A 22537-nucleotide genomic window follows, 5' to 3' on the forward strand; every position below is an offset into this window, starting at 1 on the left:
CGCGCGCCCGGCGGCGATGGGCCCTGCGTCTTCCCGCCGGGCTCCGTCGCGGGTGGATCGCGGCCGTGGACGCGCCTTCGTCCCGGGGGGGGGGATCCCAGGGGGGCATTCCGGGGCCGTCTCGGTGCCGATCCGGACACCGTCCGGGCGGAGGTCCGCGATACCACGACGCCCGTGGACACCATTTCCTGACCCGCCGCCCTTTTCACCGCGCCCGTGGAAAGAGCCCCGGCGGCTTCGGGGCGATTTCCGGCATTCCCGCCGCCCCGCGGTTCCGCGTATCGACAGGACCGGGCCCGCGCGTGAGCCGGGCCCGATGGAAAAGCTCCCGACTTCACCCAGCACGAAGGAAAGAAGCTTGTCCCGGACGTCATCCGCCCGGAACATCGAGATCGCCCGGCCCGACCCGGGCACCACCGTCACCGCGGAACGCGACGACCGCAATCCCTCACCAGCCGGCTTACCAGAGCCTGCAGGGACACGCGCTCGCGGCGGGAAGCCCCCTCTGTCACGTGGCCCCGACCCATTCCCTCCCGCACCTGCACCTCGGCATCGCATACGGCCCGCTGACCGAACCGATGCCCGCATCCCCCGTCGGGCAAATCCGGCCGGAGGACATACCGGCTCTGCAGGAAACCGGCCGGGCCATCTGGAACGCCGTCCATTCGACGAAGAAGCCGATCGTCGCCGCGGTCCGCAAGACCGGCCGGGGAGGCGGCCACCGCATTCCCCGCCTGACCGCCACCGGGTCGCTGCGCCAGGAGCGCCCGGCCGGAGCGGGCCCGCGGCCCTGACGCCGTCCGTTGCGCCCGCGCCACCCGCCCGCCCCGGCGCACCGCGCTGCGGCCCGCCGCGGGCGGCGGCCGGACCTCACCCACCGACGTGATCGCGCCATATCCTGAGCGCCGACGGGCGTTCCGCTCCGCCTCCGCCGACGTGTGCCGCGGCCCTCGGGGCCGCCGAATCCGCACCGTCGGCCTGTCCGCTGGACTATTGACCAGCGGTGACATGACGCGCGGACCAACTCTCGTAGAAGTCTACGAAGAGCTGCTCTCAGCCTGCGGACTTTTCATGTCTTCGCCCCCTAGCTGATTCCGGCCGGTTGGCTGTGTACTCCTCACAAGTCGCAATGCAGCGGAGGGGTGGTCTGTCGTGTCCGCACGGCGGCCACGTGCGAGAGGCGTTCGCGTGATGCCGGATTTCCGGTCGGGAACTCGCTCTTCCTGACATCTCGCGGAACGAAGGAGAAAGCCTTGACTGAGTCGTTATCCGGCCCACACATCGGGACCGCCTGCCCCGGTCCGGGTGTCACCGTCAACGCGGAACCCGACGTCCGTAATGCGTCGGCTCCCGCATGGGCCGGATCCCCTGCGAACCAGGCGATCCGCCGCCCGCATCCCCCGTCGGACGGACCCGACCGGAAGAGATGCCGGCCCCGCACGAACCCCGTCAAACCCCGCGGGACGCCGGAGGCCACCCGCGCCGCAGGCGACCCCAGCCGGGTCGCGCGTCACGGACGCCCGACGACCTGACCGCCTTACGCACGTCCCGGCCGGAGGCCGCCGGGGGAGAAGCTCCGACGCCGGACCCCTCCCCCGCGTTCGACTCGCCCCGCGTGCCCACGGCACCGCCGACTTCAAGACGGCCTCCGCGGGCCCCTTGCCGTCCCGGATGCGGTGCTCCGCACAGGCAGAGCATCCGGAAAAGTCCCCACCTTCTCCACAAGGAGCGATCATGACCGCGCACACCGAAGAGATCAGAGTCCAGGAACTCCACCGCTCCTGGATGGACGAGGCCGTCAAGCTGGCCACCAACAGCGTGGCGAACGGCGGCGGCCCCTTCGGCGCGCTGGTCGCCAAGGGCAGCGAGATCGTCGCCGTGGGGAACAACCAGGTCACCGCAAACCTGGACCCGACCGCGCACGCCGAGGTGAGCGCGATGCGCGCCGCCTGCAAGGAGCTGGACACCTTCTCCCTCGAGGGCTGTGTCCTGATCACGTCGTGCGAGCCCTGTCCGATGTGCCTCACGTCGGCGCTCTGGGCCCGGGTCGACCGGATCCTCTACTGCGCCGACCGGCACGACGCGGCGGTGGCCGGCTTCGACGACCTCAAGTTCTACGAGCTGTTCGAGAAGGCGCCCGCGTCGCTGTGGCCGACCCCGGTCGAGCAGCTGGAGCTGCCGAGCCGGACGGCGCCCTTCAACGCGTGGCTGGCCAAGTCCGACCGGGTCGACTACTGACCCACCCCGCTCGCCGCTCCCGGTCCTCCACCACTCCGGGAGCGGCGCAGGCCCGTCACGCACCGACAGAGCCACGACCGGCGGCCCGCACCGGGCCGGCGGACAGGTCCGCTCGGGGGCGCGTGTCGCGCCGCGGGGCCTCCTGAAAACCCAGCCGCGGAGCCCCGCCCTGATCCGCTGCCCTGTCCCTGGGTTGCCCTCGTGGCGGCCCAGGATCTTGCCGAGGCGAGCGGGACTCTCACGCAGAGCATCCGGCCACGTCTCACGCAAGGCCCCGCCTTCGTGGGGCTTGACGGAAACACCAAAACCGCAGGTCGGAAACCTGGCACCGAGTTCACTCAAAACGCTCTGCCGTCCTTTCTGGAACGCAGTACGCAACGCCCCAGGTCAGAGCCCACGCTGATACCTCACCCGCCAGCGCATTCATGCCGCGGCTCCCAGGGGGCTGCATACCCTTCCGGGTCCCCCAGATGGACACGTGAAGTCCCGTTACTGACGGCCCACCAGCCACGGCCGTGGGCACCTGCGGGGCTGCTGTTCGCCGGCGACGATCAGAAGGGTCGTCGGCGACGGGTCACCGCGCGCGTGGTGTAGCTCCGGTGCGGGCGTGGTGCGTAGGCCGACTCACGTGATGCCCAGTGCCCAGAGACACCATCCCTGACGGCTGATCCTGAAGTCACCGCTCGGCATCACCACCTGGAGCCAATCCAGGTCCTCCGCCCGGAGGGCGGCTGCTGAGGCTGATCCCTCGTACTCAGTTTCCACGCCCCAGACCCCGAGCAGGCCCGGTACGCGACTCCCATCGCGCACCAGGCCTGTGGTGTCACCATCGAGACGCAGTCAGGCCTGTTCCCAAGGTGCGGGATTCGGGCGGCGGTGCCACCACCAGCCGACCGGCGTCTGCTCTGCGGAGCTGCCGGTCAGCTCTCGGCGGAGACTCCCTGACGGGTCATCCTCTGTCGCAGCGACAAACCGCCTGTCCAGTTGCTCCAAGGCCTCGTCGAGTAGCTCAGTGACATCACGCGGCAGGTGGGCACCAATTCCGGCCAGCTCGTCACGCGATTCCAGCCGCTCCCGGTAGAGGTCGGCCGGATACCACCCCGACGGCGCCCACCCGGATTCCATTTGCGTGATGACCCTCTCCCACACCACCAGGTTGCCCTTCGCGGTCCAGACGGGGCTGCCGGTGCCGTCGTCGAGGGAAAGCTTCGCGAGACCCGAGGCGGCCTGCCGCACCTTCTCCACCGATGCCGCGAAGGCCCAGGCCACCGGCGTGTCCGGCCGCTGTTCCCGTACGATCTCGGCGAATCTGGTCACGGTCGCCCCGAGCAGTTGCGGCACTGGCGCCTCGACGGCAGTGATCGCGTAAAGGGGAGGCTCGTCGTCGGAGAGTTCGAGCCGGGCTCGGGTGAGAACTCCTTCCGGCGTCACCGCCCAGTAGGCACTGGGTGGTGCTTCCTCAGCGGGAAACAGGACGGTCGTCATGGCGGCCTTCGCGAACCCTGCGGCGAGGTCGGACTCGGGCGGCTGATCAGCGACGTGTTCCTGGGCGTAGACGTCTAGCGACCAGGCCACATCCCCTTGAACTGCCCGGTATTCGCACGAGACGGGCGCATCCCAGTTGCGGAGGTCGGGGTCGCCGTCAGAATCCGCCACGTCCACGTCACCGACCGCGATACCGAGGCATCCGGCAAGTGCGAGGGCCATGGTCTCGGGGCTGACGGGGTCGACGGTAAGGAGGTTGTATGTCACGGATACGTCCCGTTGTAGATGGCCAGCGCTTTCTCGACGAGGCCTGCATTTTTCGTGAAACGCGGATTCTTAGTCAATTGCGGCGCGGCGCTGAGGTCTCCTTTCGCTTTGGCTATCTGCTGCAAGGCGGCATACTCGTTCCTGTCGAGCTTCACAATGCCTGGGCCGGAGTCCGGATAGACCCTTCCCGAATCTTCTACGCCATAGGTGCGCCCGTTCACCTCATAGCGGTTAGTGTCCGAGACATATTTCGCCTTACCGCTGGCTATGTCAGCTATGTCCTTGGAAACAGACTCCTGTTGGCCCCGCAGGATGACGCTGTTGTCTTTTTTCACCTCGCCGCTGGCCGACCCCGAGACAGTGTGCCGCGCGTTGGGTGGTTTGAGCTCCTTCCCTGCGGCAGGTCCTGTGAGCTCGCTCGATGCCGGCCAGGGACCTCGGCCGGGGCCCGACCCGCTGGCAGCCCCGGAAGACGTCCCCGTTCGGAAGGTGTAGGGGTCACCAGCAGGGAGCCCATCGGGAAGACCGGCGAAGGCGGTCCGAGGCCCACCGAAACCGTTCGCCAGCCCAGGAAACAGCCCGGCGAGTCCGCCTCCTTCTTGGGCGAGCTGGAACGCCTTTCCGGCGCCGCCGAAGGCTCCACCAGTCAAGGTTCCGTAGAATGCTGCGTCCTTCGCCTCATCGAGATTGATGCCGGTCTGGATGCCTGCCGCTATCTTGAGCGGTTGGGCGACGGCGAGGTCGACGGTGACGGATTCGATACCCGCGATGGCAGCGGTCGCAAAGACAGTGCCGGCGATGGTGGCGACCTCGGTGGTGAGGGCCACGCCCACAGTCGCGGCGAGCTCGACGATAGTGGCGGTGGCCGCAGCCGCGGCAACTTCGGTAGCACCCAGGGTGAAGAACGCCAGGCCTGTGCCGGCGACGATCACGGCGCCGGCGATCTCCAGTTCGCGGTCGAGCTTCTTCTTCGCGTCGGCCACGGCATCGGCGTACTTGTCGATCCCGTCCGCAAGCGAGCGGGGACCGTCGACGAGGTCTTGGAGCCACCCCTTCTTGTCGTGGTAGTAGCGGGCCCAGAAGGGGTCGGCGAACGCGGAGATCGCCTCTCCGCTGTTGTTGTGAATCAGTGTCTGAGCCGCCTTGTTGGCGGCCGCCGCGACGTCTTCCATGTCGTCGGCGAACGTTCGCCACGCGTTGGCGATGTTACGCAGTTTGCCTACGTTGCCGGCAGGCCACTCGATTCCGGTGACGTCGGTGACGATCTCCCGGACCTTGTCACCAGCACTCACTGCTGGCGCCCTGGAGCATCGGGCTCGCCTTGGGGCTGAGGTGTGATCTTGCGGAACATGGCGCCGATCAGAGCGTCGTTCTCTATGTGTCCGTCGGCCATGTCGGTCATCGCCGTGTGGATGCTCGCCAGGCCATCCCTGATGATGCCAGCAGACTCCTCGATCCGGGCCACGATCGGCCCGTACTTGTCGTGGAGCTGCTTCCCCGGGTCGTCATCCCCCCAGGCCGCCCCCGCTTTTTCCAGCGACGTGCGGAGCGTACCCAGAGCCTTGCCAAGCGCCTCGCTCTGATCGTGGAACGTCGGTGCTGTCGCCTTCAGATCCGCCATCTTGATGTCAAGGATCTTGCCATCGTCGCCCACTTATGTCCCCTCCCATTGCACTCGCGACCATTTGACCCTAACCGCGCCTGATCGTTCGCAACTATGAAGAGCTCAAAGAACAAGCAAAGATCAACTACGCGGACGCCGACGACCGCCGTGCCGACCCGTCGGGATGGAACGGACACCGAGGTGGGCCGAGTGGTCGCCTAGTTGTGCACCTGCCGAAGCTTGGTTACATCCGGGTCTGGGCCTTTGAGCGCTTGCGAGTTGCCCTGGTCGCCGGGGCCAGCACTTCATCAGGGCGTCCGAACTGCTCGACTTCGCTCCCAACCCCGCGTTGTCACCAGCTCCTGCTTCGCCTGCTCCAGCAGGCGCAGGCGAGAACTGGACGACGGCTACTGGTGATTGCTCACCCGGAGGAGCCGAAGGCGATGTTCGCGTTCTCGCCGCCCCAGCCGGTTGGGCTGCGCCAGATGACATTGACACGGAAGACGTCGCGAATCGTGTCTACAGACCAGTCTTCGGCAGGCGGTTCGGAGAGGACGAGGTAGAGACCGTCGGCCGGCGCGGGCAGCGTGTGGTTGATCTCGAGCAGGCGCGTCGCGCCCGATCGCAGGTCCGCATAGGTGGAGCAACCAGCGCCCAGGGCCTCGTAGAGGAAGAGACCGTGCTGGGTGACGCAGCTGACGTCGACGACCGAGGAGTCGGCCGGCTGGAGGTCCGCCCAGAGAAGTGATGCCTTCAGCGCATGACGGACCGCCTCGTGCTTCTTACACGTACGGTCGGCCTCGGCAGCCGCTTCCAGCGCGCGGAGAAATCCGTCCTTCGTGGTCGCAGCCGGTGTTGCGGCGGCGGTGTCCGCGGTGGTCATCTGCACCTCTTCCTTCTGGTCTGACTGCGTCGGGGTAACGGGGATCGCGCCGTCAGAGTTCGGCTTCGTCGCCATGCTGAAGCGCTCCTGGAGCTCTCGCCGTGCTTCGGCGAGGGGCCCTTCCCAGCCGGAAGCGTCCAGCCCCTCCGCGAGCCGACCTGCGTCGAAGGTGCCCTCCTTGATCGCACGGTTGGTTGTGGCGGCAAGGTCTCGAAGAGCTCCGAGTCGCTCTCTGTCCGGATCACCGAACAGATGAAGTACATCGACCCAGTCGGCCTGGTCCCGGCGAAGGATGCGGTTGGCCATGCCCTGGAGTTCGGAGAGGCGGCTGCGGGCGTCGGGAACGTTGCCGTCGCTGCCGGTCAGCTCTCCCAGCACGCCCAGCGCCGCGAGATAGCGCCCCGCCATCCGTTCCGAGACGGGCGACCGGCCACGCTGATCGGCGGTGAGCACCGTCTGACTCGTGTCGTTCGCGAACACCCAGCAGTCCAGCTCGTCACCCCGGCGCGGGGGAGCCGAGCCCTGGCGGACGGTGAGCACGAGCGGCCGACCGATCACCGGAGACAGCGGCTTGACCTTGTACCGACCGCCAGAGACGTGGCCCACGACCTCGACCCGGACATCGCTGCCGATCCGGGGAAGGCTTTCCGCCGCGCCCGCCGGCCGGACGTCCGGTGCCGCGGGTTCGGAGTCGTCCGCTGAGGCGGTGAGCGCCTCCGGCAATGCGGCGGTGTGCAGGACGGTCAGGCTCTGGGTGCTGCGGGTGAGGGCCACGTACAGCTGGCGCAGCCCGGCCGGACCACGGTCTGCGATCGTCGCGGGCTCGACGACCAGGACGTGGTCGTACTCCATTCCCTTGGCCTGCGCGGCAGCCAGTACGGACACGGCATCGCGATCGCGCTCGGCGATGTCGCCGCCCTGGTGGATTCGGTGGCTGATTGCGTCCAGCCAGTCGGAGTCGTCGGGGACGATGACGGCAACGGAGCGGGGGTTGCTGCCGTCGCTGGTGCGCACCAGTCGTGCCACGTGGGCGACGGTGTCGTCGAGCAGCTTCCACGGTTCGGTCGCCATGGTCCGCACGGCGTCCACGCCCGCCTCACGGACAGCCTGTGGATATGGCAGGGACGGGGCGACCACGCGGGCGAGAGGCGCGACGAACTCCATGATCTCGGCGGGGACGCGGTAGCTGGTGGTGAGCTGAGCCACGCTCCAGTCGCCATGGTCGGAAAGGAGTGTGCCGAGCAGGTCCCAGCTCGTCGGGATGTGGGCGCCCGTCGCCTGTGCGAGGTCGCCCAGGACGGTCATGGAGCCGCCCACGGCACACCGCCGCCGCAGGGAGCGGGCCTGCATGGGGGTGACGTCCTGGGCCTCGTCGACAACGATGTGGCCGTATCGCGGTGGGGTGTCGTCGCTGATCAGCACGCGGAGCTCTTCGAGGCAGACGTGGTCGTCGAGGGTCCACGGGTCGGCGTCAGCACTGGCAGCGCGGGCCCGCAATAGGGCCGCCTGCTCGTCCTCGTCGAGGATGCCGTCGGCGCAGTCCCGCAAGAGGTCGGCCGAGTCGTAGAGGCTACGCAGGGCCTCCCGGGGTCCGGGGGACGGCCAGACGCGTTCGACGAGGCGCTCGACCCGGCGGTTGCGCTCTAGGTCGCGGCGGATCGTACCGGCCTGTCCGCGGCGCGGTGCGACATCGGCGAGCTCCTGGAGAAGCCGGTCGACGAACAGGCCGCGGAAGCGGTCCCGCCGCTCCCGGAAGGGCCCGTCGCCGGCGTGAGCCTGGTCGAGGAGGGCGAGGACCTCGGACTTCGGCACGCGGAGGGTCGTACTGCCGGCGGTGACGACGACCCCGGGCTCGTCGCCCTCGAAGGAGGGGACGACGGTGAGGGCGTCAAGAGCCTCTGGGCGGTAGTCGCTCTCGACCCGGCGCCGCAGCACGGCCGCCATGCCTTCACCCGACTTCGCCAGACGCGCCTTCGGCGAGTCCACACCGAGGATCTCGCCCTCCCACAGCCTGTCCAGCTGAACGGCGTTCACATCCCGGGTGCCGAGGGTGGGGAGGACCTGGCCTACGTAGTCGAGGAACCGCTGGTGGGGGCCGATGACGAGGATGTCCTGGGCCTTGAAGTGCCCGTTGTTGACGAGCCAGGTCACCCGGTGCAGACCGACCGCCGATTTGCCGGTACCAGGGCCGCCCTGCACGACGAGGATGTCCGAGGGTGAGCCGGTGACCAGCTCCATCTGGTCACGGCGGATGGTCTCGACGATGTCCCTCATCCGACCGCCGCGCGACCGCTGGAGCTCCTGCAGCAGGAAGTCGTCCGGCTGGAGTGCCGTACGCCGCTGCCGTCGTTCGACATCGCCGGGCGTGGGGGCCGATGTACGTTCCGGGGCGGCGGACGCGTCCGTCTCCTCCGCCGCGCTGTCGTCGGCGGCCTGACGGGGCACCGGTACGGCGGCGGGCTCGGGTACGGACAAGGGCACGGGAGCGGGCGTCGCCGGGGAGATCTCGTCGAAGTAGCTCTCGACGATCCGCTGTACGCAGCGGAGCTGACGACGCAGGATCACCTCGCCCGGGCTCTCGGGCCGGGTCTCGACCCACTTCTTCGCCAGGGGGCTGGTCCACAGCAGAACAACCGGATCGTTCACGCTGTCCTTCACCCCACGGCGCCCGATGTACCACGGCCGGGGCTCTCCGCCCGGGTCCTCCGGGGCGTCGATGCGGGAGAAGACCAGCGCCTCGTCGCCCAGTCCTCCGTAGGCCTCGGCCCGCGCCTCCGCTTCGGCCCGGTTGGCGATCCCGTCCTTGCTGCTCGCCGAGGCGGTTGCCGCCGAGGTGCCGCTTAGTTCGGCCAGTTTCGTGGTGTAGCAGTCGTACGCGTGGTCCACCGCCCGCTGCTCGCCGGCGAGGATCTCGTCCCGAGTGGTGGTGCTCATGTGCGTCCTCCCTGCGGTGCCGGGGGACACCGCCGCGGGCATGTGCCCGTACCCCGCTGAAACAACTATCAGAAACCGCTCGGTGACGAACGGTCAGTGGCTCAGTTCGCGGATGAGGCCGTCGGCCTCGGTCCGCCAGACCCGCACCTGGTCGCACGTGGGCCCGAGCTCGTACAGGTGGTAGTGGCACCCCAGACTCAGCTGGGACCAGAGGGCCTTCGCCCGCCGGGCCGTTTCGGCCGACGCGACGGAGTGCAGGAGGAGCAGCTTGGCGCGCCCCGTGGTGCGGGGCAGACCGGGTGTCGCGGCTTCCAGCGCCCGGTCGACGCAGACCTCCAGTGCGGTCCGCAGCGCGAGGCAGGCGCCGCGGTGCCGGCCGGCGGTGGTGGCGTCGGCGAGTTCGCCGTTGAGGAGGTGGTCGGCGGTCAGCAGCAGGCCTTCGACGGAAGTAGGGGCAGGGGCAGTCATGCGGTCACCACCTCCGGCTTGCGGATCTTCTGCGCCAGGTTCTCCACGTCCGTGACGAAGCGGTGGGGGTTGGGGATCGAGGTGCCGTCGGGGTGGGCTCCCTTCTGGCACTGCTGGATCAGGGAGCATGCCGGGCTCCCGTAGCGGCGGCGTACCTCCTCCTTGACGTCGCTACCGCGCGTCACGTCGCCGAAGAGGGCGAAGGCCGCGACCTCCTGGAACCTTTCCGCGCTGTCGATCGCGGTCTGGAGGTCGTGTTCCGATCCGCCGGTGCGGTGGTGTCGGATCCACGCGGCCTCCAGGAAGGCGTTCTCCAGGGCGATACGGCACAGGCCGGGCAGCACGTGGCTGTACGTCTCGGGGGGAAGGCCCCGGGTGGCGGCGATGGCCCGGGCGTCGCCGATGGCCTGCGCGACCGGGTCGTCGACGCAGTCGACCTTCACCCGGGACCCCTCGCCACGCGTCACCTGGAAGACCGTGACCGGCAGCTCCTGGTCGGTGAACGCCTTCTGCAGACGGGGGTCGTGGGTGAAGACGACGATCTGCCGGTGCCTGCCGATCTCGTCCAGCACCTGGGCGAGTCCGTGCACCTTGGTCGGGTCCATGGACTGCACGGGGTCGTCGATCACGAGGAAGCCGAACGGGCTGTCCGCGGTGGTGGCCGTCGGCAGGAAGAGGGAGAGCGCGAGGGAGTGCAGCTCCCCCTGGCTCATGACCTCGAGCGCGGGGGCGTCCTGGCCGTCGACGGAGGCCGCCATGACGAGCTTGCGGACGTTCGCCTTCTCGCTGCCCTTCAGGCTCACGGCAGTGAGGTCGACGTTACTCTCCTGCCGCAGGCGCTCCCAGATGGCCTGCGTGGCGTCGGTGAAGCGCTCCATGCGCTGCTCCCTCAGCTCGGTGGAGAGGTCCTTGAGCCACTTCACCGCCTCGCGGAGGTCGCTCAGCAGACGCTTGTTCCGCTCGGTCTCGCGGGCTTTGTCCGCCCAGGCGGCGAGCCGGGTGACGAGCGCGCGCCACCGCTCGTCGCGCGCCTCCAGCTCCTGGGCCGCATGCCTCCTGACGGTCTCGCAGGCGTCGGCGAGGACCGTGGCGGCTTCTTCGACGCTCCTGGCGAGCTCGGCGGGGTCGGTGATCTGTCGGCAGTCGGTCCATGCCTTCCACGGGCCGGCCAGTGCAACGGGGATCCGCTGGGGGTTCTCGATGAGGTTGTGGAGGTTCCGCTTACCGGTCCGAACGGTGGCGCGGGCGTCGTCGGCGGTCTTCGCCTCGTGGCGCAGCTCCGCGACCTGCCGGGAGGCGCGGTCGCACCACTCCCGTCCGAGGACCCGTTCCGTTCCGCACGCGGGGCAGACGTCGTCGTCGGGGTGCCGGTCGGCGTGGGCGAGGGCCTTCTCCAGCAGATCGGCGCGCAGCCTGGCGTTCTCGGCGTTGGTGCCGTGGAGGTCCTCTACGTCGGCGAGGGCGATCCGCAGCCGCTGGACGGCCTCCCCAACCTCCACCAGATCGGGTCCGTGCACCCCGGCCTCGATCTGGAGCTCGGCGAGCCGGCTGTCGTCGGCCGGGGGGAGCCCCGCGACGAGCGCGTCGATGGTGTCGAGGTCCAGGTCGCCCGAGGTGTCCACGGCGAGCAGGGCCTGTACGGCGCGGTCGTCGTCCTCCAGCGCGTAGAGGGCGTCCTTCAGGCCGGGCAGGGCCTCCCTCGTCTCCTTCGCGACGGCAGCGAGGGCCTTCTCCCGCGCGCTCAGCCGGTTGGTCGCGGTGGAGAGCAGCTCCATGCCGAGGATGGTGGCGATCGCGTCGTACCGCTCGGACGGCTTGCCGGTGAGCATGAGGTCGAGGTCGGTGTACGAGAGGAACGGCCGGTGGTCGGCGAGGGGCGTGTCCCAGCCGGCCTCGGCCACGGGGACGGTTCCGTGGCCCGGGCGCTTGAAGGTGGCCTCGGAGTCGGCGAGCTCCTGGCTCGTCCAGGTGCGGGTGAGGGTGCTGTTGCCGGTGTCGCCCTCGATCGCGAGCTTGAGCTCGATCTTGGGGCTTTCGGCGTTGTGGAGGTTGTACCAGTGGCCGCCGCGCGTGGCGTCCTGGCCCGGCCGGTGGGCCCGGGTGCCGGTGAAGCCGACCTCGATGGCGTCGGCGAGGCTGGACTTGCCGGAACCGTTGCGGCCCACGACGAGGTTGACGCCCGGGCGGGGGCTGAGGCTCAGCCGGGCGCGGGGGCCGATGCCGCGGAAGCCGTTGACGGCGACGGAGCCGAGGTAGACGCGCCCGACCGGGGAGGTTCCACGGGTCTCGTTCTCGCCCAGCGCCTCCTTCAGGAGCGCCTTCACGGGCTCGGTGAGTGCCGCCTCGCTCAGACGGGTCCGCACCAGACCGGCCAGGGGCGGGGGCTCGTCGGCGGAGTTCGGCCGAGTGGAGTCGGTGGGTTCGTTCGCGTTCCGCTGGGACTGTTCCGTCACGGTCATGTGCTTTCTCCCGGGGGCCAGATGCTGGTTCGGAGGATGGGGCGGACACCGGCACGCGGTCGGTGCGGATGGCGCCCCGGCGTTCGCGTGGGGGTGGTGGTGCGCTGCGTGGTCCCCCGTTGAGAGGGAGGGGACATGTGCGGTGGGTGGCGACTTCGGTGCGGAACGTATCCGGCGAGGGCGCGGCCCTGACGTGTCGCGTTGCGATGAGTAGGGACTGACGGAGATCGGATGCGTGACGCGGTACGGCGACAGGGCGCTCCATAGTTCGGCCGCACAGTCAGCGTCACGCTTCCACTCGGAACCGTGACTAGATAAGCATGACACTGAAAGCACTGTCAAACGGCTTGACGAATTTGACGACCGTTGTAATGTGTTAACCGTCCCCGTCCAACTGGCCCGAGAGGTGCGGAACCCCACGCCATGCCCCAGCAGCCACCAGCCCAACCGGCACCCTCAGCGCATGTGACAGCCGCCGAGATCTCCCGTATCGCAGGGGTCACGCGCGCCACCGTCAGCAACTGGCGCCGCCGCCACGACGATTTCCCGGCTCCCAGCGCAGGCACGGAAACCAGTCCGCTCTACGATCTGCCGGCCGTCCAGGCATGGCTGCGGGGACGCGGGCACACCTCCACCGCCTCGCCGACCGAGGAACTGCGTACGGCGCTCCGGCTGCTGGGACCCGGCTCGGGAGTGGCCGCGCGACTGTTCCCGCTGGCGGCTACCGCGTCCCGGCGCACACCGGAGGAGCTGACCGAACTCGCCGCCTTGCCCGACGACCAGTTGATCGCACGAGCGGAGAAGACCGCGGGCGAGCTTCCGGCCGCCGTGCCCGAGGCCGAGCCGGTCCGCTACGGTCCGGACGACGCGGACGCGGTCCGCGCGCTGCTGGGTTGCGTCCGTGAGGCGGGGCCGCAGGCCGCCGTCGACGTCCTCGCCGAACGCGAACTGGACGAGGGCGCCGCCAGCGGCGTCTACCAGACCCCGGAGGTCCTGGCCCTCCTCATGGCACGGCTCCTGCCCGCCAGCCCGTCCCGCGTCCTCGACCCCGCCTGCGGCAGCGGCACGCTCCTGGCTGCCGCCGCCCGGCAGGGCGCGCGGGAGCTGTTCGGGCAGGACTCGCTCCCCGTCCAGGGCCAGCGCACCGCGGTCCGGCTCCTGCTGGCCGCACCCGAAGCCGAGACTACGATCCGCGTCGGCGACAGCCTGCGCGACGACGCCTTCCCCGACGTCACCGTGGACGCCGTCCTGTGCAACCCGCCGTTCGCCGACAGGGACTGGGGTCACGACGAGCTGGCCTACGACCCGAGGTGGGCGTACGGACTTCCGCCGCGCTTCGAATCCGAACTGGCGTGGGTGCAGCATGCTCTCGCGCACCTGGAGCCCGGCGGCTACGCGGTCATGCTGCTACCACCCGGGGTTGCCTTCCGCTCCTCCGGCCGCCGCGTCCGCGCGGAACTCATCCGCGGCGGGGCCCTGCGCGCCGTCGTCTCCCTTCCGGCGCGTGCCGCGTATCCGCTCCACATCGGCCTGCAGATCTGGGTGTTCCAACGCCCCGAGCCGGGCGGCACGGACCGTACGACGGTGCTGTTCGTCGACGGGGAGGGCGAGCAGCGGGACGGCGCCCCGGGCACGGCGTCCGCTACCGACACGGCCACGGCCGACGCCGGCACCCGTGGCGGCTCACGCCCCCGCCGCTCCGGCTCGTCCTCTTCCGTCGCCCCTTCCTCCACCGCCTCCTTCGACTGGGCGGGGCTGACCGACCGGGTCCTCGGCCAGTGGGCCGCGTTCACCACCGCACCCGACACCTACGCCGACGAGCCCAGCGTCGCCCGCGCGGTGCCCCTCGTCGACCTCCTCGACGACGTCGTCGACGTCACCCCGGCCCGCCATGTCCGGGCGACCGCGGGCGACATCGACCCGGCCGGCCTGGCCCGCCGCGTTGACGACCTGTACGGGCAACTGGCCGAGCAGGTCGCCGCGCTGGCGGCCTCCTCCGCCTCCGGCGGGTGGCAGCCGTCCGGGGCCTCGGCCCGCGAGTGGCGTACGGCGACCGTCTCCGACCTGGCACGTGGCGGAGCCCTGACCGTGCTGCGGGCGGCGGCGCCCGGCACACGAGGGTCCAAGAGCTCCGGCGCCCCCGCGGTGGAGCGGCCGGTCCTCGCCGCCCGCGACATCGCGGCCGGAAACCCGCCGTCCGGCACGGCTGTCGACATCCACACGGACGCCGCGCAACCCGTAGCCGCCGGGGACGTCCTCGTACGCGCCGTCGCGAACGGCGGCAACGCGGCGGCAATGACCCGGGTAGCGGACGACCGGGACGCCGGCGCCCTGCTGGGTCAGCACATCCACCTCCTGCGCCCCGACCCCGCCCGCCTCGACCCTTGGTTCCTGGCCGGGTTCCTCGGCGCCGAGGACAACATCGCCTCCGCCTCGACCGGCAGCAGCCTCGTGCACGTCACACCGGGCCGCCTGCGCGTACCGCTGCTGCCCCTGGAGGAACAACGGCGCTACGGGGAGGCCTTCCGCCGCGTGCACGAACTGCGCGCGGCCGTCCGCCGAACCGCCGACCTCGCCGCCGACACCGCGGCCACGCTCACCACCGGCCTGACCGCGGGCGTACTCCTGCCACCGGCCGGACCGACCAGCCCGGGCACACCGGGCAGCCGTTCTGTCTGAAACGCCCCACGAGTCCCACCGCACACGACCACACTGAATCCCAGCCGTCCCACGCCCGGACGGTGTTCTTCGGAAGGAAGCCGGGACCTCTTGAACAGCAGCAAGCACACGGAGCTGGCGAACCACGCCTGGTCCGTCGCCGATCTCCTGCGCGGTGACTACCGACAGTCCGACTACGGCAAGGTCATCCTGCCGTTCACCGTGCTGCGCCGCCTGGAGTGCGTCCTGGAGCCGACGCGCGAGAAGGTCGCCGAGACCGTCGACAAGTTCGCGGGCCAGGAGATCGACACTGACCACTTCCTGCGCAAGGCCTCGGGTCACTCCTTCTACAACAAGAGCGACCTCACGCTCAAGAAGATCGCGGCCGACCCGCAGAACGCGGCGAAGAACCTGCAGATCTACGTGGGCGCCTTCTCTGACAACGCCCGCGAGGTCCTCGACAAGTACGAGTTCAACCAGCAGGTCAGGAAGCTCGACGGCGCGAACCTGCTCTACCAGGTCATCGGCCGGTTCACCGACCTCGACCTGCACCCCGATGTCGTGCCCAACCACAACATGGGCTACATCTTCGAGGAGCTGATCCGCCGCTTCGCCGAGCAGTCGAACGAGACCGCGGGTGAGCACTTCACCCCGCGTGAGGTCATCAAGCTGATGGTGAACCTGCTGGTAGCGCCCGACGCGGACGCCCTCAGCCTGCCCGGTGTCGTCCGCACGGTCATGGACCCGGCCTGCGGCACGGGCGGCATGCTCAGCGCCGCCGACGACCACATCCTGGCCCTCAACCCGGACGCGACGGTCGAGGTGTACGGGCAGGAGCTCAACCCCGAGTCCTGGGCGATCTGCCGCTCCGACCTCATGATCAAGGGCCAGGATCCGGAGAACATCCGCTTCGGCAACTCCTTCTCCGACGACGGTCACGCCCGCCGGAAGTTCGACTACATCCTCGCCAACCCGCCATTCGGCGTGGAGTGGAAGAAGGTCAAGGAGGAGGTCGAATACGAGCACACCTCGCTCGGCGACGCCGGCCGCTTCGGCGCGGGCCTGCCGCGCATCAACGACGGCTCGCTGCTCTTCCTCCAGCACATGATCTCGAAGATGAAGCCGGTGGACGTGAACGGCGGGGGCGGCTCCCGCATCGCCATCGTCTTCAACGGCTCCCCGCTCTTCACGGGCGCGGCTGAGTCGGGCGAGTCCAAGATCCGCCGCTGGATCCTGGAGAACGACTGGCTGGAGGCGGTCGTCGCCCTCCCGGACCAGCTCTTCTACAACACCGGCATCTCCACGTACTTCTGGATCCTCACCAACCGCAAGGACGCCGACCACAAGGGCAAGGTCGTCCTGCTCGACGCGCGCGAGCAGTGGGCGAAGATGCGCAAGTCGCTCGGCGACAAGCGCAAGGAACTCGGGGACGGGACGAATGGCCGCCCCGACCACATCGGCGACATCACCCGGCTGTACGCGGAGGCCCTCCACGTCGCCAAGGACCCCGAGCACCCGCTGTACGGCAAGGTCAAGGTCTTCGCCAACGAGGACTTCGGCTACCAGCGCATCACCGTGGAGCGGCCGCTGAAGCTGCGCTTCGAGGTCACGGAGGAGACCCTGGCTGCGCTGGCAGAGGCCAAGCCGGTGGCAAAGCTGGAGCAGAGCGAGGAGTTCGTGGCGGCGGTGCGTACGCTGCTCGGCTCGTCCTGGACGACGAAGTCCGCGGCGTTCATCGCGCTCAAGGACGCGGTCGTCGCGGCCGGCCTGACATGGCCGTCGGGCGCGCCGTTCGTGAAGGCGGTACGGGAGACGATCGGCGTCCGGGATCCGGAGGGCGAGGTCCAGAAGGCGAAGGGTGCGGCTGAGCCGGACACGGATCTGCGGGACTACGAGAACGTCCCGCTCGGCGAGGACGTCGAGGACTACCTCAAGCAAGAGGTGCTGCCGCATGTTTCGGACGCGTGGATCGACCACACGAAGACGAAGATCGGCTACGAGATCCCGTTCACGCGGCACTTCTACGTGTACAAGCCGCCGAGGCCGCTGACGGAGATCGACACGGAGCTGAGGTCGCTGGAGGCGGAGATTCAGGCGCTGCTGGGTGAGGTGACGGCATGACGGACACAAACGTTGCGCCGTGGCTCACGCATTCCCGTTGGCCGACAGCTCCAATCCGCCTTGTCGCTCGTCTCGGATCCGGTCACACGCCCAGTCGAAGTGTTCCTGAATACTGGGAAAACTGCACGGTTCCCTGGATCACCTTGGCTGACGTTTGGCAACTCAGGACGGGAAACGTCAGCGTCATCTCCGAAACTAAAGAAAAAGTCAGTTCGCTTGGCCTCGCACACTCTGCTGCTGTTGAACATCCGGCAGGGACCGTCATCCTTTCCCGCACGGCCTCAGTCGGTTTTTCGGCCATCATGGGAACCAGTATGGCAACAAGCCAGGACTTCGCAACCTGGACTTGTGGACCGCGCTTGGATCCAAGATTCTTGCTGCACGCACTCAGAGGCATGAGTCCAGATTTGAAGCGCGTCGCCACGGGCTCGACGCATAAAACCATCTACATGCCGGATATTGAGCAGCTCAGGGTTCCACTGCCTCCGCTGGATGAGCAGCGGCGCATCGCCAACTTCCTCGACGCCGAGACCGCCCGTATGACTACCGTCGGAGACGCGCTGCGCCAGTTTGACCGGGACGTCCGCGAGCGTGAGCGCGCAGTATTGGCTCATCAACTAAATGCCGGTGTTCGCAGCGTCCGCACCGAATTGCCTCCAGGTTGGCAGTGGACACCTCTCATGCACCTAACCGATCCACTTCGGCAGATCATGTATGGAATTGTCTTGCCTGGACCGAATGTGACTGATGGCGTTCCCATCGTGAAGGGCGGCGACGTTGCAGCCAATCGCTTGTCTCTAAATTCACTGAACCGAACAACTCGCGAAATCGAAGCCAACTATGCCAGATCTCGCCTCAAGGGCGGTGATCTAGTTATTGCAATTCGGGGAAGCGTTGGCGAAGTTGCCGTTGTGCCTGCTGAGCTGACAGGAGCAAACCTGACTCAGGATGCCGCCCGTATCTCAATCAACAGGTCAGTGCATGCCGAGTGGCTACGACTAGTCCTCGAATCCCCTCTCGTGTCTCACCAGATCCAGCAACGGATCACTGGCGCAACTATCAAGGGGATCAATATCTGGGACCTGAAAAGAGTTCTTGTGCCGACGCCAGACGGAGAAACCCAGGCCGCTTTGGCAGCCACGGCGGGTCGTGAAATCGAGACGCATGAAGATCTACGCTCTCGCGTGGCGCAGCACAATCATCTGCTCGCTGAACGGCGTCAAGCCTTGATCACCGCCGCCGTAACCGGCCAGTTCGACGTAACCACCGCCAGCGGACGCAACGTAACGGACGGAGTCACCGCCTAGCCATGAGCCCCATCCACACGGAGTCCGCCTTCGGGGACGCCATAGTCGCCGCCATGATCGAGCGCGGCTGGCGCGAGGCGCGCCCGCAGGACTACCAGGCCGACCTCGGTCTGGACACCAACGAACTCTTCACCTTCATCGGGGCGACCCAGCCCGATGAGTGGAGCGAGCTGCTCACCGTCTACGGCGGGGACCCGAACGAGGCGCAGCGCGGGTTCGCCGGACGCCTCGACCAGGCCATCGCCACCAACGGGCTCCTCGACGTCCTCCGCAACGGCGTCAAGGACCGCGGGGTCCTGCTCCGCGTCGCCTACTTCAAGCCCAACCTCGTCGCCCATGACTCCGTGCTGGACGGCTACCGGGCCAACCGTCTCACCGTCGTCCGCGAACTCGAGTACGCGACGAAGCAGGCCGACTGGGGCAACCGGCTCGACCTCGCCCTCTTCCTCAACGGAATCCCCGTCGCCACGGCCGAGCTGAAGAACCCGCTGACCAAGCAGGGGGTGGAGCAGGCCAAGGAGCAGTACCGCTCCGACCGCGACCCCACCGAGCTGATCTTCACGCGCCGCGTCGTCGCGAACTTCGCCGTCGACCCGGACCTGGTCTTCGTCGCCACCCAGCTCAAGGGCAAGAACACCCGCTTCCTGCCGTTCAACACCGGATCCAACGGCCCCGGCCAGCCTGGCGGCGCCGGCAACCCAGCCCCCACCGCCTACGGCACGTACGCGACCTCCTACCTCTGGGAGCAGGTCTGGCAGCCGGACAACTGGCTGGACCTGCTCCAGCGGTTCGTGCACCTACACAAGAGCAAGACGCCCGGCGGCGGCACGACGAAGACGATGGTCTTCCCCCGGTTCCAGCAGTGGGACGCGGTCAAGAAACTCACCGTGCACGCCTCCACCCACGGCGCCGGCCACGACTACCTGGTCATGGCCTCGGCCGGTTCCGGCAAGTCGAACACCATCGGCTGGCTCGCGCACCGCCTCAGCGACCTGCACACCCCGACCGACCCGCGCGAACTCGACCCCGAGGCCATCGCCAAGGGCCTCAAGCCGGGCGTGCCGGTCTTCGACAAGGTCATCGTCATCACCGACCGCCGCAACCTGGACGCCCAGCTCCGCGAAACGGTCGGCAACTTCGAGCAGACCGCGGGCCTCGTCGTGAAGATCGACGAGAAGTACGGAGCCAAGGGCGAGCAGCTCGCCAAGGCGCTCTCCCGCGACACAGGGAAGATCGTCACCGTCACGCTGCACTCCTTCCCGGCGCTGCTCGACTACCTCCAGCGCAACCCCACAGAGATCCAGGGCAGCAGCTTCGCGATCATCGTGGACGAGGCGCACTCCTCGCAGTCCGGTGACGCCGCCACCGCCGTACGGTCCGCGCTGCGCGACCTCGGCCTGGACTCCGACTCGGACGACGCGGGCGCGACCACGGTCAAGGCCCCGGCCGCCGCAGCCCTCGACGAGCAGCTCAAGAAGAGGGCCGAGCAGCGTTCCCGCGCCGCGAACCTCTCCTACTTCGCGTTCACCGCCACGCCGAAGGCCAAGACCCTCGAACTCTTCGGCACGCTCGAGGACATCGACGGCAAGGCGGCCTACCGGCCCTTCCACACGTACTCGATGCGGCAGGCGATCGAGGAGGGCTTCATCCTCGACCCGCTGCGGAACTACGTCACGTACAACACGTACTGGAAGCTGGTGAACCAGAACCCCGACGAGCGGGAGGTCGACCCGTCGAAGGCGAACGGCCTGCTCGCCCGGTACGCGCTCACCCATGACTCGACGGTCGCCCAGCACGCCCAGGTGATCGTGGAGCACTTCGTGCCGCACAGCCGGGGCCGTCTCGGCGGCCGGGCCAAGTCCATGGTGGTGACCGCCTCCCGGCAGTCCGCCGTGGAAATGGCGCGCGCGATCAAGAGCTACATCAAGGACCGGGACTACGACACCAAGTACCCCGACCTGGGGGTCCTCGTCGCCTTCTCCGGCTCGCTCACGGTCGACGGCGAGGAAACCACCGAGCCGAAGGAGAACGGCGGGCTGTCGGAGAGCGCGCTGCCGAAGGCGTTCGCGTACACGCGTGTCGACGACAAGGCCGCCCGGGCCGGCGGTGCAGGCCAGCGCGAGTACCGGATCCTGGTCGTGGCGGAGAAGTACCAGACCGGCTTCGACCAGCCGCTGCTGACGACGATGTACGTCAACAAGTCACTGACGGGCATCTCCGCCGTCCAGACCCTGTCCCGGCTGAACCGGACCGCCGAACGCAAGAGCCAGGCGGACCTCGCGGTCCTGGACTTCGTCAACGACGCTAGCGACATACAGGACGCCTTCCGCCCGTATTTCGAGGAGGCGAACACTCTCCCCTCCGACCCCAACCTGCTCTACACCGCGCAGAGCCGGGTCATGCAGGCGGCGATCCTGTCCGGGCAGGAGATGGACGAGTTCGCCGCCGCGTACTTCGCCGCCAAGGAGAAGGCGGCGGGCTCACAGTCCAAGTGGGAGAAGCTGCACGCCGAGCTGTACCGGCTGCTCTCCCCCGCTGTCGCCCGCTTCACGCCCCTGCTCGAAAGCGAGGACACGGACGACCAAGAGGCCGCGGAAGACTTCCGCGCCGCCCTCAATGACTACGTCAGGAAATACGGCTTCCTCGCGCAGATCGTCCCCTATCAGGACGCCGAGTTGGAGCGGCTGCACCTCTACGGCCGCTACCTCCTCAATCGCCTGCCACGCCGGGCGGACGGCGGCGTGGACATCGGCGAGATCGACCTCAGCCACATGCGGGTGGAGAAGACCGGCGAGTACGACGTCTCCCTCACTTCCGAGGGGCCGACGACGATGCAGGGCTTCGGTGACGGCACGGGCGGCGCGAAGGAGGCGGAGAAGTCGCTGCTCTCGAAGTTGATCGACGACTTCAACGAACGCTTCGGCACCGAGTTCACCGAGCAGGACGTCATCCGCCCGTTCGAGGAAGCCAAGGCCGACCCGAAGGTGCGGGCAGCGGCCGTCGTCAACGACGAGGAGAACTTCGGCCTCGTCTTCGACAACGTCTTCGCGGACAAGATGGCCGACCACATCGACACCATTGCCGGCATGGGCCGCCAGTACTTCGGCCCCGACAAGGGCTTCAAGTCCAGTCTGGACCGCAGCGCCCGCAAGGCTGCCTGGCGGATGATCCGCCGCGAGGAGGGCCTGAACGACGTCTGATGTGTACGCCCCGGCCGGAAGTGCCGGCCGGGGCGACCTGCTGGAACGGCGCAATGCTCCTTGACGATGGGGCAAGGGACCAGCCGCTGCCATTCCTCGCCTGGCTCACCGCGAGACCGAACTCGCCAGAGCCAGGCTATGGAATCGGCTGCGCATTCCACTGGATTTCCGCATACCAGACTGTGCGCAGTGCAAGTTGCCCTCTTCGTGAGGTGCAACGGATCGGGAGGGGAAACAATGAGCCACGCGGGGAACGAGCTCGAAGAGTCTCGACTTCAGAAGGCCGTCGAGATGATCGCCATTACACCGGAGGCTGCTACTGCGCTCGTGGGCGGGTACCGTACGACCTTCGAGGCCAAGTTCAAGCGGGAGCCCGGGAGTCCGGAGGACAAGCGCCGGATCGCGGCCAAGATAATTGGCCGGTATTCCAAACTTTCGGCAGTCACCGGCGCGGTCACAGCAGCCCCGAGTGTGATTCCAGGGGTCGGGACGGCGGTCGCAGTCCTGGGCGGCGGCATCACCGATATCGCCGCGGCACTCAAGCTCCAGATCGACATGTGCATGTGCCTGGTCGAGGTGTACGCGACCGAGCTGAGTGACGAGGACAAGAAGCACCTGGCTTTCGTGCTCGCGTTGGCGGGTTCGGTGGAGCAGATGGCGTCAAAGGGTGGCAAGGCAGCGGTCATGAAGATCGCTGAGAAGTTGGTCTATCAGTACCTGCGAGGGCCGGCCTTGGTCACGATCAAGCAGTTGTTCAAGCGGGTGTCGATCACCTTCACCCAGAAGGCGATGGCCAAGGCGATTCCCGCCGGCGTAGGTGTCGCCTTCAGCAGCTCAACCAACTACGTCCTGACGACGGTGGTGGGCAAAGTCGCCGTCGCCGTCCTGGCCAAAGACGTGAAGTAGCAACGCTG

Annotated in this window: 13 protein-coding genes; 7 read left to right on the forward strand and 6 right to left on the reverse strand. The window is 68.3% G+C overall.

From position 1 onward, the window contains the following. The first annotated feature begins 512 nt into the window (after window positions 1-512). Complete coding sequence (locus tag ABZW32_RS09950) at window positions 513-794, forward strand: hypothetical protein (RefSeq protein ID WP_356213746.1); 282 nt, start codon at window positions 513-515, stop codon at window positions 792-794. A gap of 940 nt (window positions 795-1734) precedes the next feature. After that, window positions 1735-2238 carry a nucleoside deaminase gene (locus ABZW32_RS09955; protein ID WP_356213748.1) on the forward strand — a complete coding sequence of 168 codons (504 nt, stop codon included), beginning with the start codon at window positions 1735-1737 and terminating at the stop codon, window positions 2236-2238. Between the two features lie 840 nt (window positions 2239-3078). On the opposite strand, the gene ABZW32_RS09960 is transcribed toward ABZW32_RS09955, so the two are convergent. The 6 genes from ABZW32_RS09960 to ABZW32_RS09985 all read right to left on the reverse strand — a co-directional run bounded on the left by ABZW32_RS09960 (window position 3079) and on the right by ABZW32_RS09985 (window position 12337). Continuing rightward, a complete protein-coding gene (locus ABZW32_RS09960; RefSeq protein WP_356213750.1) occupies window positions 3079-3990 on the reverse strand; it encodes a hypothetical protein in 912 nt (303 codons plus the stop codon). Then, window positions 3987-5282: a hypothetical protein gene (locus tag ABZW32_RS09965; protein ID WP_356213752.1), complete on the reverse strand. Its 1296-nt coding sequence runs from the start codon at window positions 5280-5282 to the stop codon at window positions 3987-3989. The genes ABZW32_RS09960 and ABZW32_RS09965 overlap by 4 nt, the downstream gene beginning before the upstream one ends. After that, entirely contained in the window at window positions 5279-5644 is a 366-nt protein-coding gene (locus ABZW32_RS09970) for a hypothetical protein (protein WP_356213754.1), read from the reverse strand. Before ABZW32_RS09970 ends, ABZW32_RS09965 begins: the two co-directional genes overlap by 4 nt. 370 nt (window positions 5645-6014) lie before the next feature. Further along, complete coding sequence (locus ABZW32_RS09975) at window positions 6015-9410, reverse strand: ATP-binding domain-containing protein (RefSeq protein ID WP_356213756.1); 3396 nt, start codon at window positions 9408-9410, stop codon at window positions 6015-6017. 93 nt (window positions 9411-9503) lie between these two features. Next, a complete protein-coding gene (locus tag ABZW32_RS09980; protein ID WP_356213758.1) occupies window positions 9504-9878 on the reverse strand; it encodes a hypothetical protein in 375 nt (124 codons plus the stop codon). Continuing rightward, window positions 9875-12337: an AAA family ATPase gene (locus ABZW32_RS09985; protein WP_356213760.1), complete on the reverse strand. Its 2463-nt coding sequence runs from the start codon at window positions 12335-12337 to the stop codon at window positions 9875-9877. Before ABZW32_RS09985 ends, ABZW32_RS09980 begins: the two co-directional genes overlap by 4 nt. 465 nt (window positions 12338-12802) lie before the next feature. Here ABZW32_RS09985 and ABZW32_RS09990 point away from each other — a divergent pair, with 465 nt between their 5' ends. The 5 genes from ABZW32_RS09990 to ABZW32_RS10010 all read left to right on the forward strand — a co-directional run bounded on the left by ABZW32_RS09990 (window position 12803) and on the right by ABZW32_RS10010 (window position 22529). Then, window positions 12803-15016, forward strand: a complete 2214-nt coding sequence (locus ABZW32_RS09990) for an N-6 DNA methylase (protein WP_356213762.1) — start codon at window positions 12803-12805, stop codon at window positions 15014-15016. A gap of 90 nt (window positions 15017-15106) precedes the next feature. Then, entirely contained in the window at window positions 15107-17116 is a 2010-nt protein-coding gene (locus ABZW32_RS09995; RefSeq protein WP_356213764.1) for a class I SAM-dependent DNA methyltransferase, read from the forward strand. After that, window positions 17113-18423, forward strand: a complete 1311-nt coding sequence (locus ABZW32_RS10000) for a restriction endonuclease subunit S (protein WP_356213766.1) — start codon at window positions 17113-17115, stop codon at window positions 18421-18423. Before ABZW32_RS09995 ends, ABZW32_RS10000 begins: the two co-directional genes overlap by 4 nt. 2 nt (window positions 18424-18425) lie before the next feature. Then, window positions 18426-21623: a type I restriction endonuclease gene (locus ABZW32_RS10005; RefSeq protein ID WP_356213768.1), complete on the forward strand. Its 3198-nt coding sequence runs from the start codon at window positions 18426-18428 to the stop codon at window positions 21621-21623. Window positions 21624-21860: 237 nt separating this feature from the next. After that, entirely contained in the window at window positions 21861-22529 is a 669-nt protein-coding gene (locus ABZW32_RS10010) for a hypothetical protein (RefSeq protein ID WP_356213769.1), read from the forward strand. Window positions 22530-22537: the final 8 nt, after the last annotated feature.

Source organism: Streptomyces sp. NPDC004667 (genome assembly GCF_040609475.1).
Classification (GTDB): Bacteria; Actinomycetota; Actinomycetes; order Streptomycetales; family Streptomycetaceae; genus Streptomyces.

What these genes read in the sequence shown, in the direction of transcription:
- ABZW32_RS10010 (WP_356213769.1), top strand. Translation starts at nt 21,861, where the DNA reads ATGAGCCACGCGGGGAACGAGCTCGAAGAGTCTCGACTTCAGAAGGCC.
- ABZW32_RS09985 (WP_356213760.1), bottom strand. Translation starts at nt 12,337, where the DNA reads ATGACCGTGACGGAACAGTCCCAGCGGAACGCGAACGAACCCACCGAC.
- ABZW32_RS09975 (WP_356213756.1), bottom strand. Translation starts at nt 9,410, where the DNA reads ATGAGCACCACCACTCGGGACGAGATCCTCGCCGGCGAGCAGCGGGCG.
- ABZW32_RS09980 (WP_356213758.1), bottom strand. Translation starts at nt 9,878, where the DNA reads ATGACTGCCCCTGCCCCTACTTCCGTCGAAGGCCTGCTGCTGACCGCC.
- ABZW32_RS09955 (WP_356213748.1), top strand. Translation starts at nt 1,735, where the DNA reads ATGACCGCGCACACCGAAGAGATCAGAGTCCAGGAACTCCACCGCTCC.
- ABZW32_RS10000 (WP_356213766.1), top strand. Translation starts at nt 17,113, where the DNA reads ATGACGGACACAAACGTTGCGCCGTGGCTCACGCATTCCCGTTGGCCG.
- ABZW32_RS10005 (WP_356213768.1), top strand. Translation starts at nt 18,426, where the DNA reads ATGAGCCCCATCCACACGGAGTCCGCCTTCGGGGACGCCATAGTCGCC.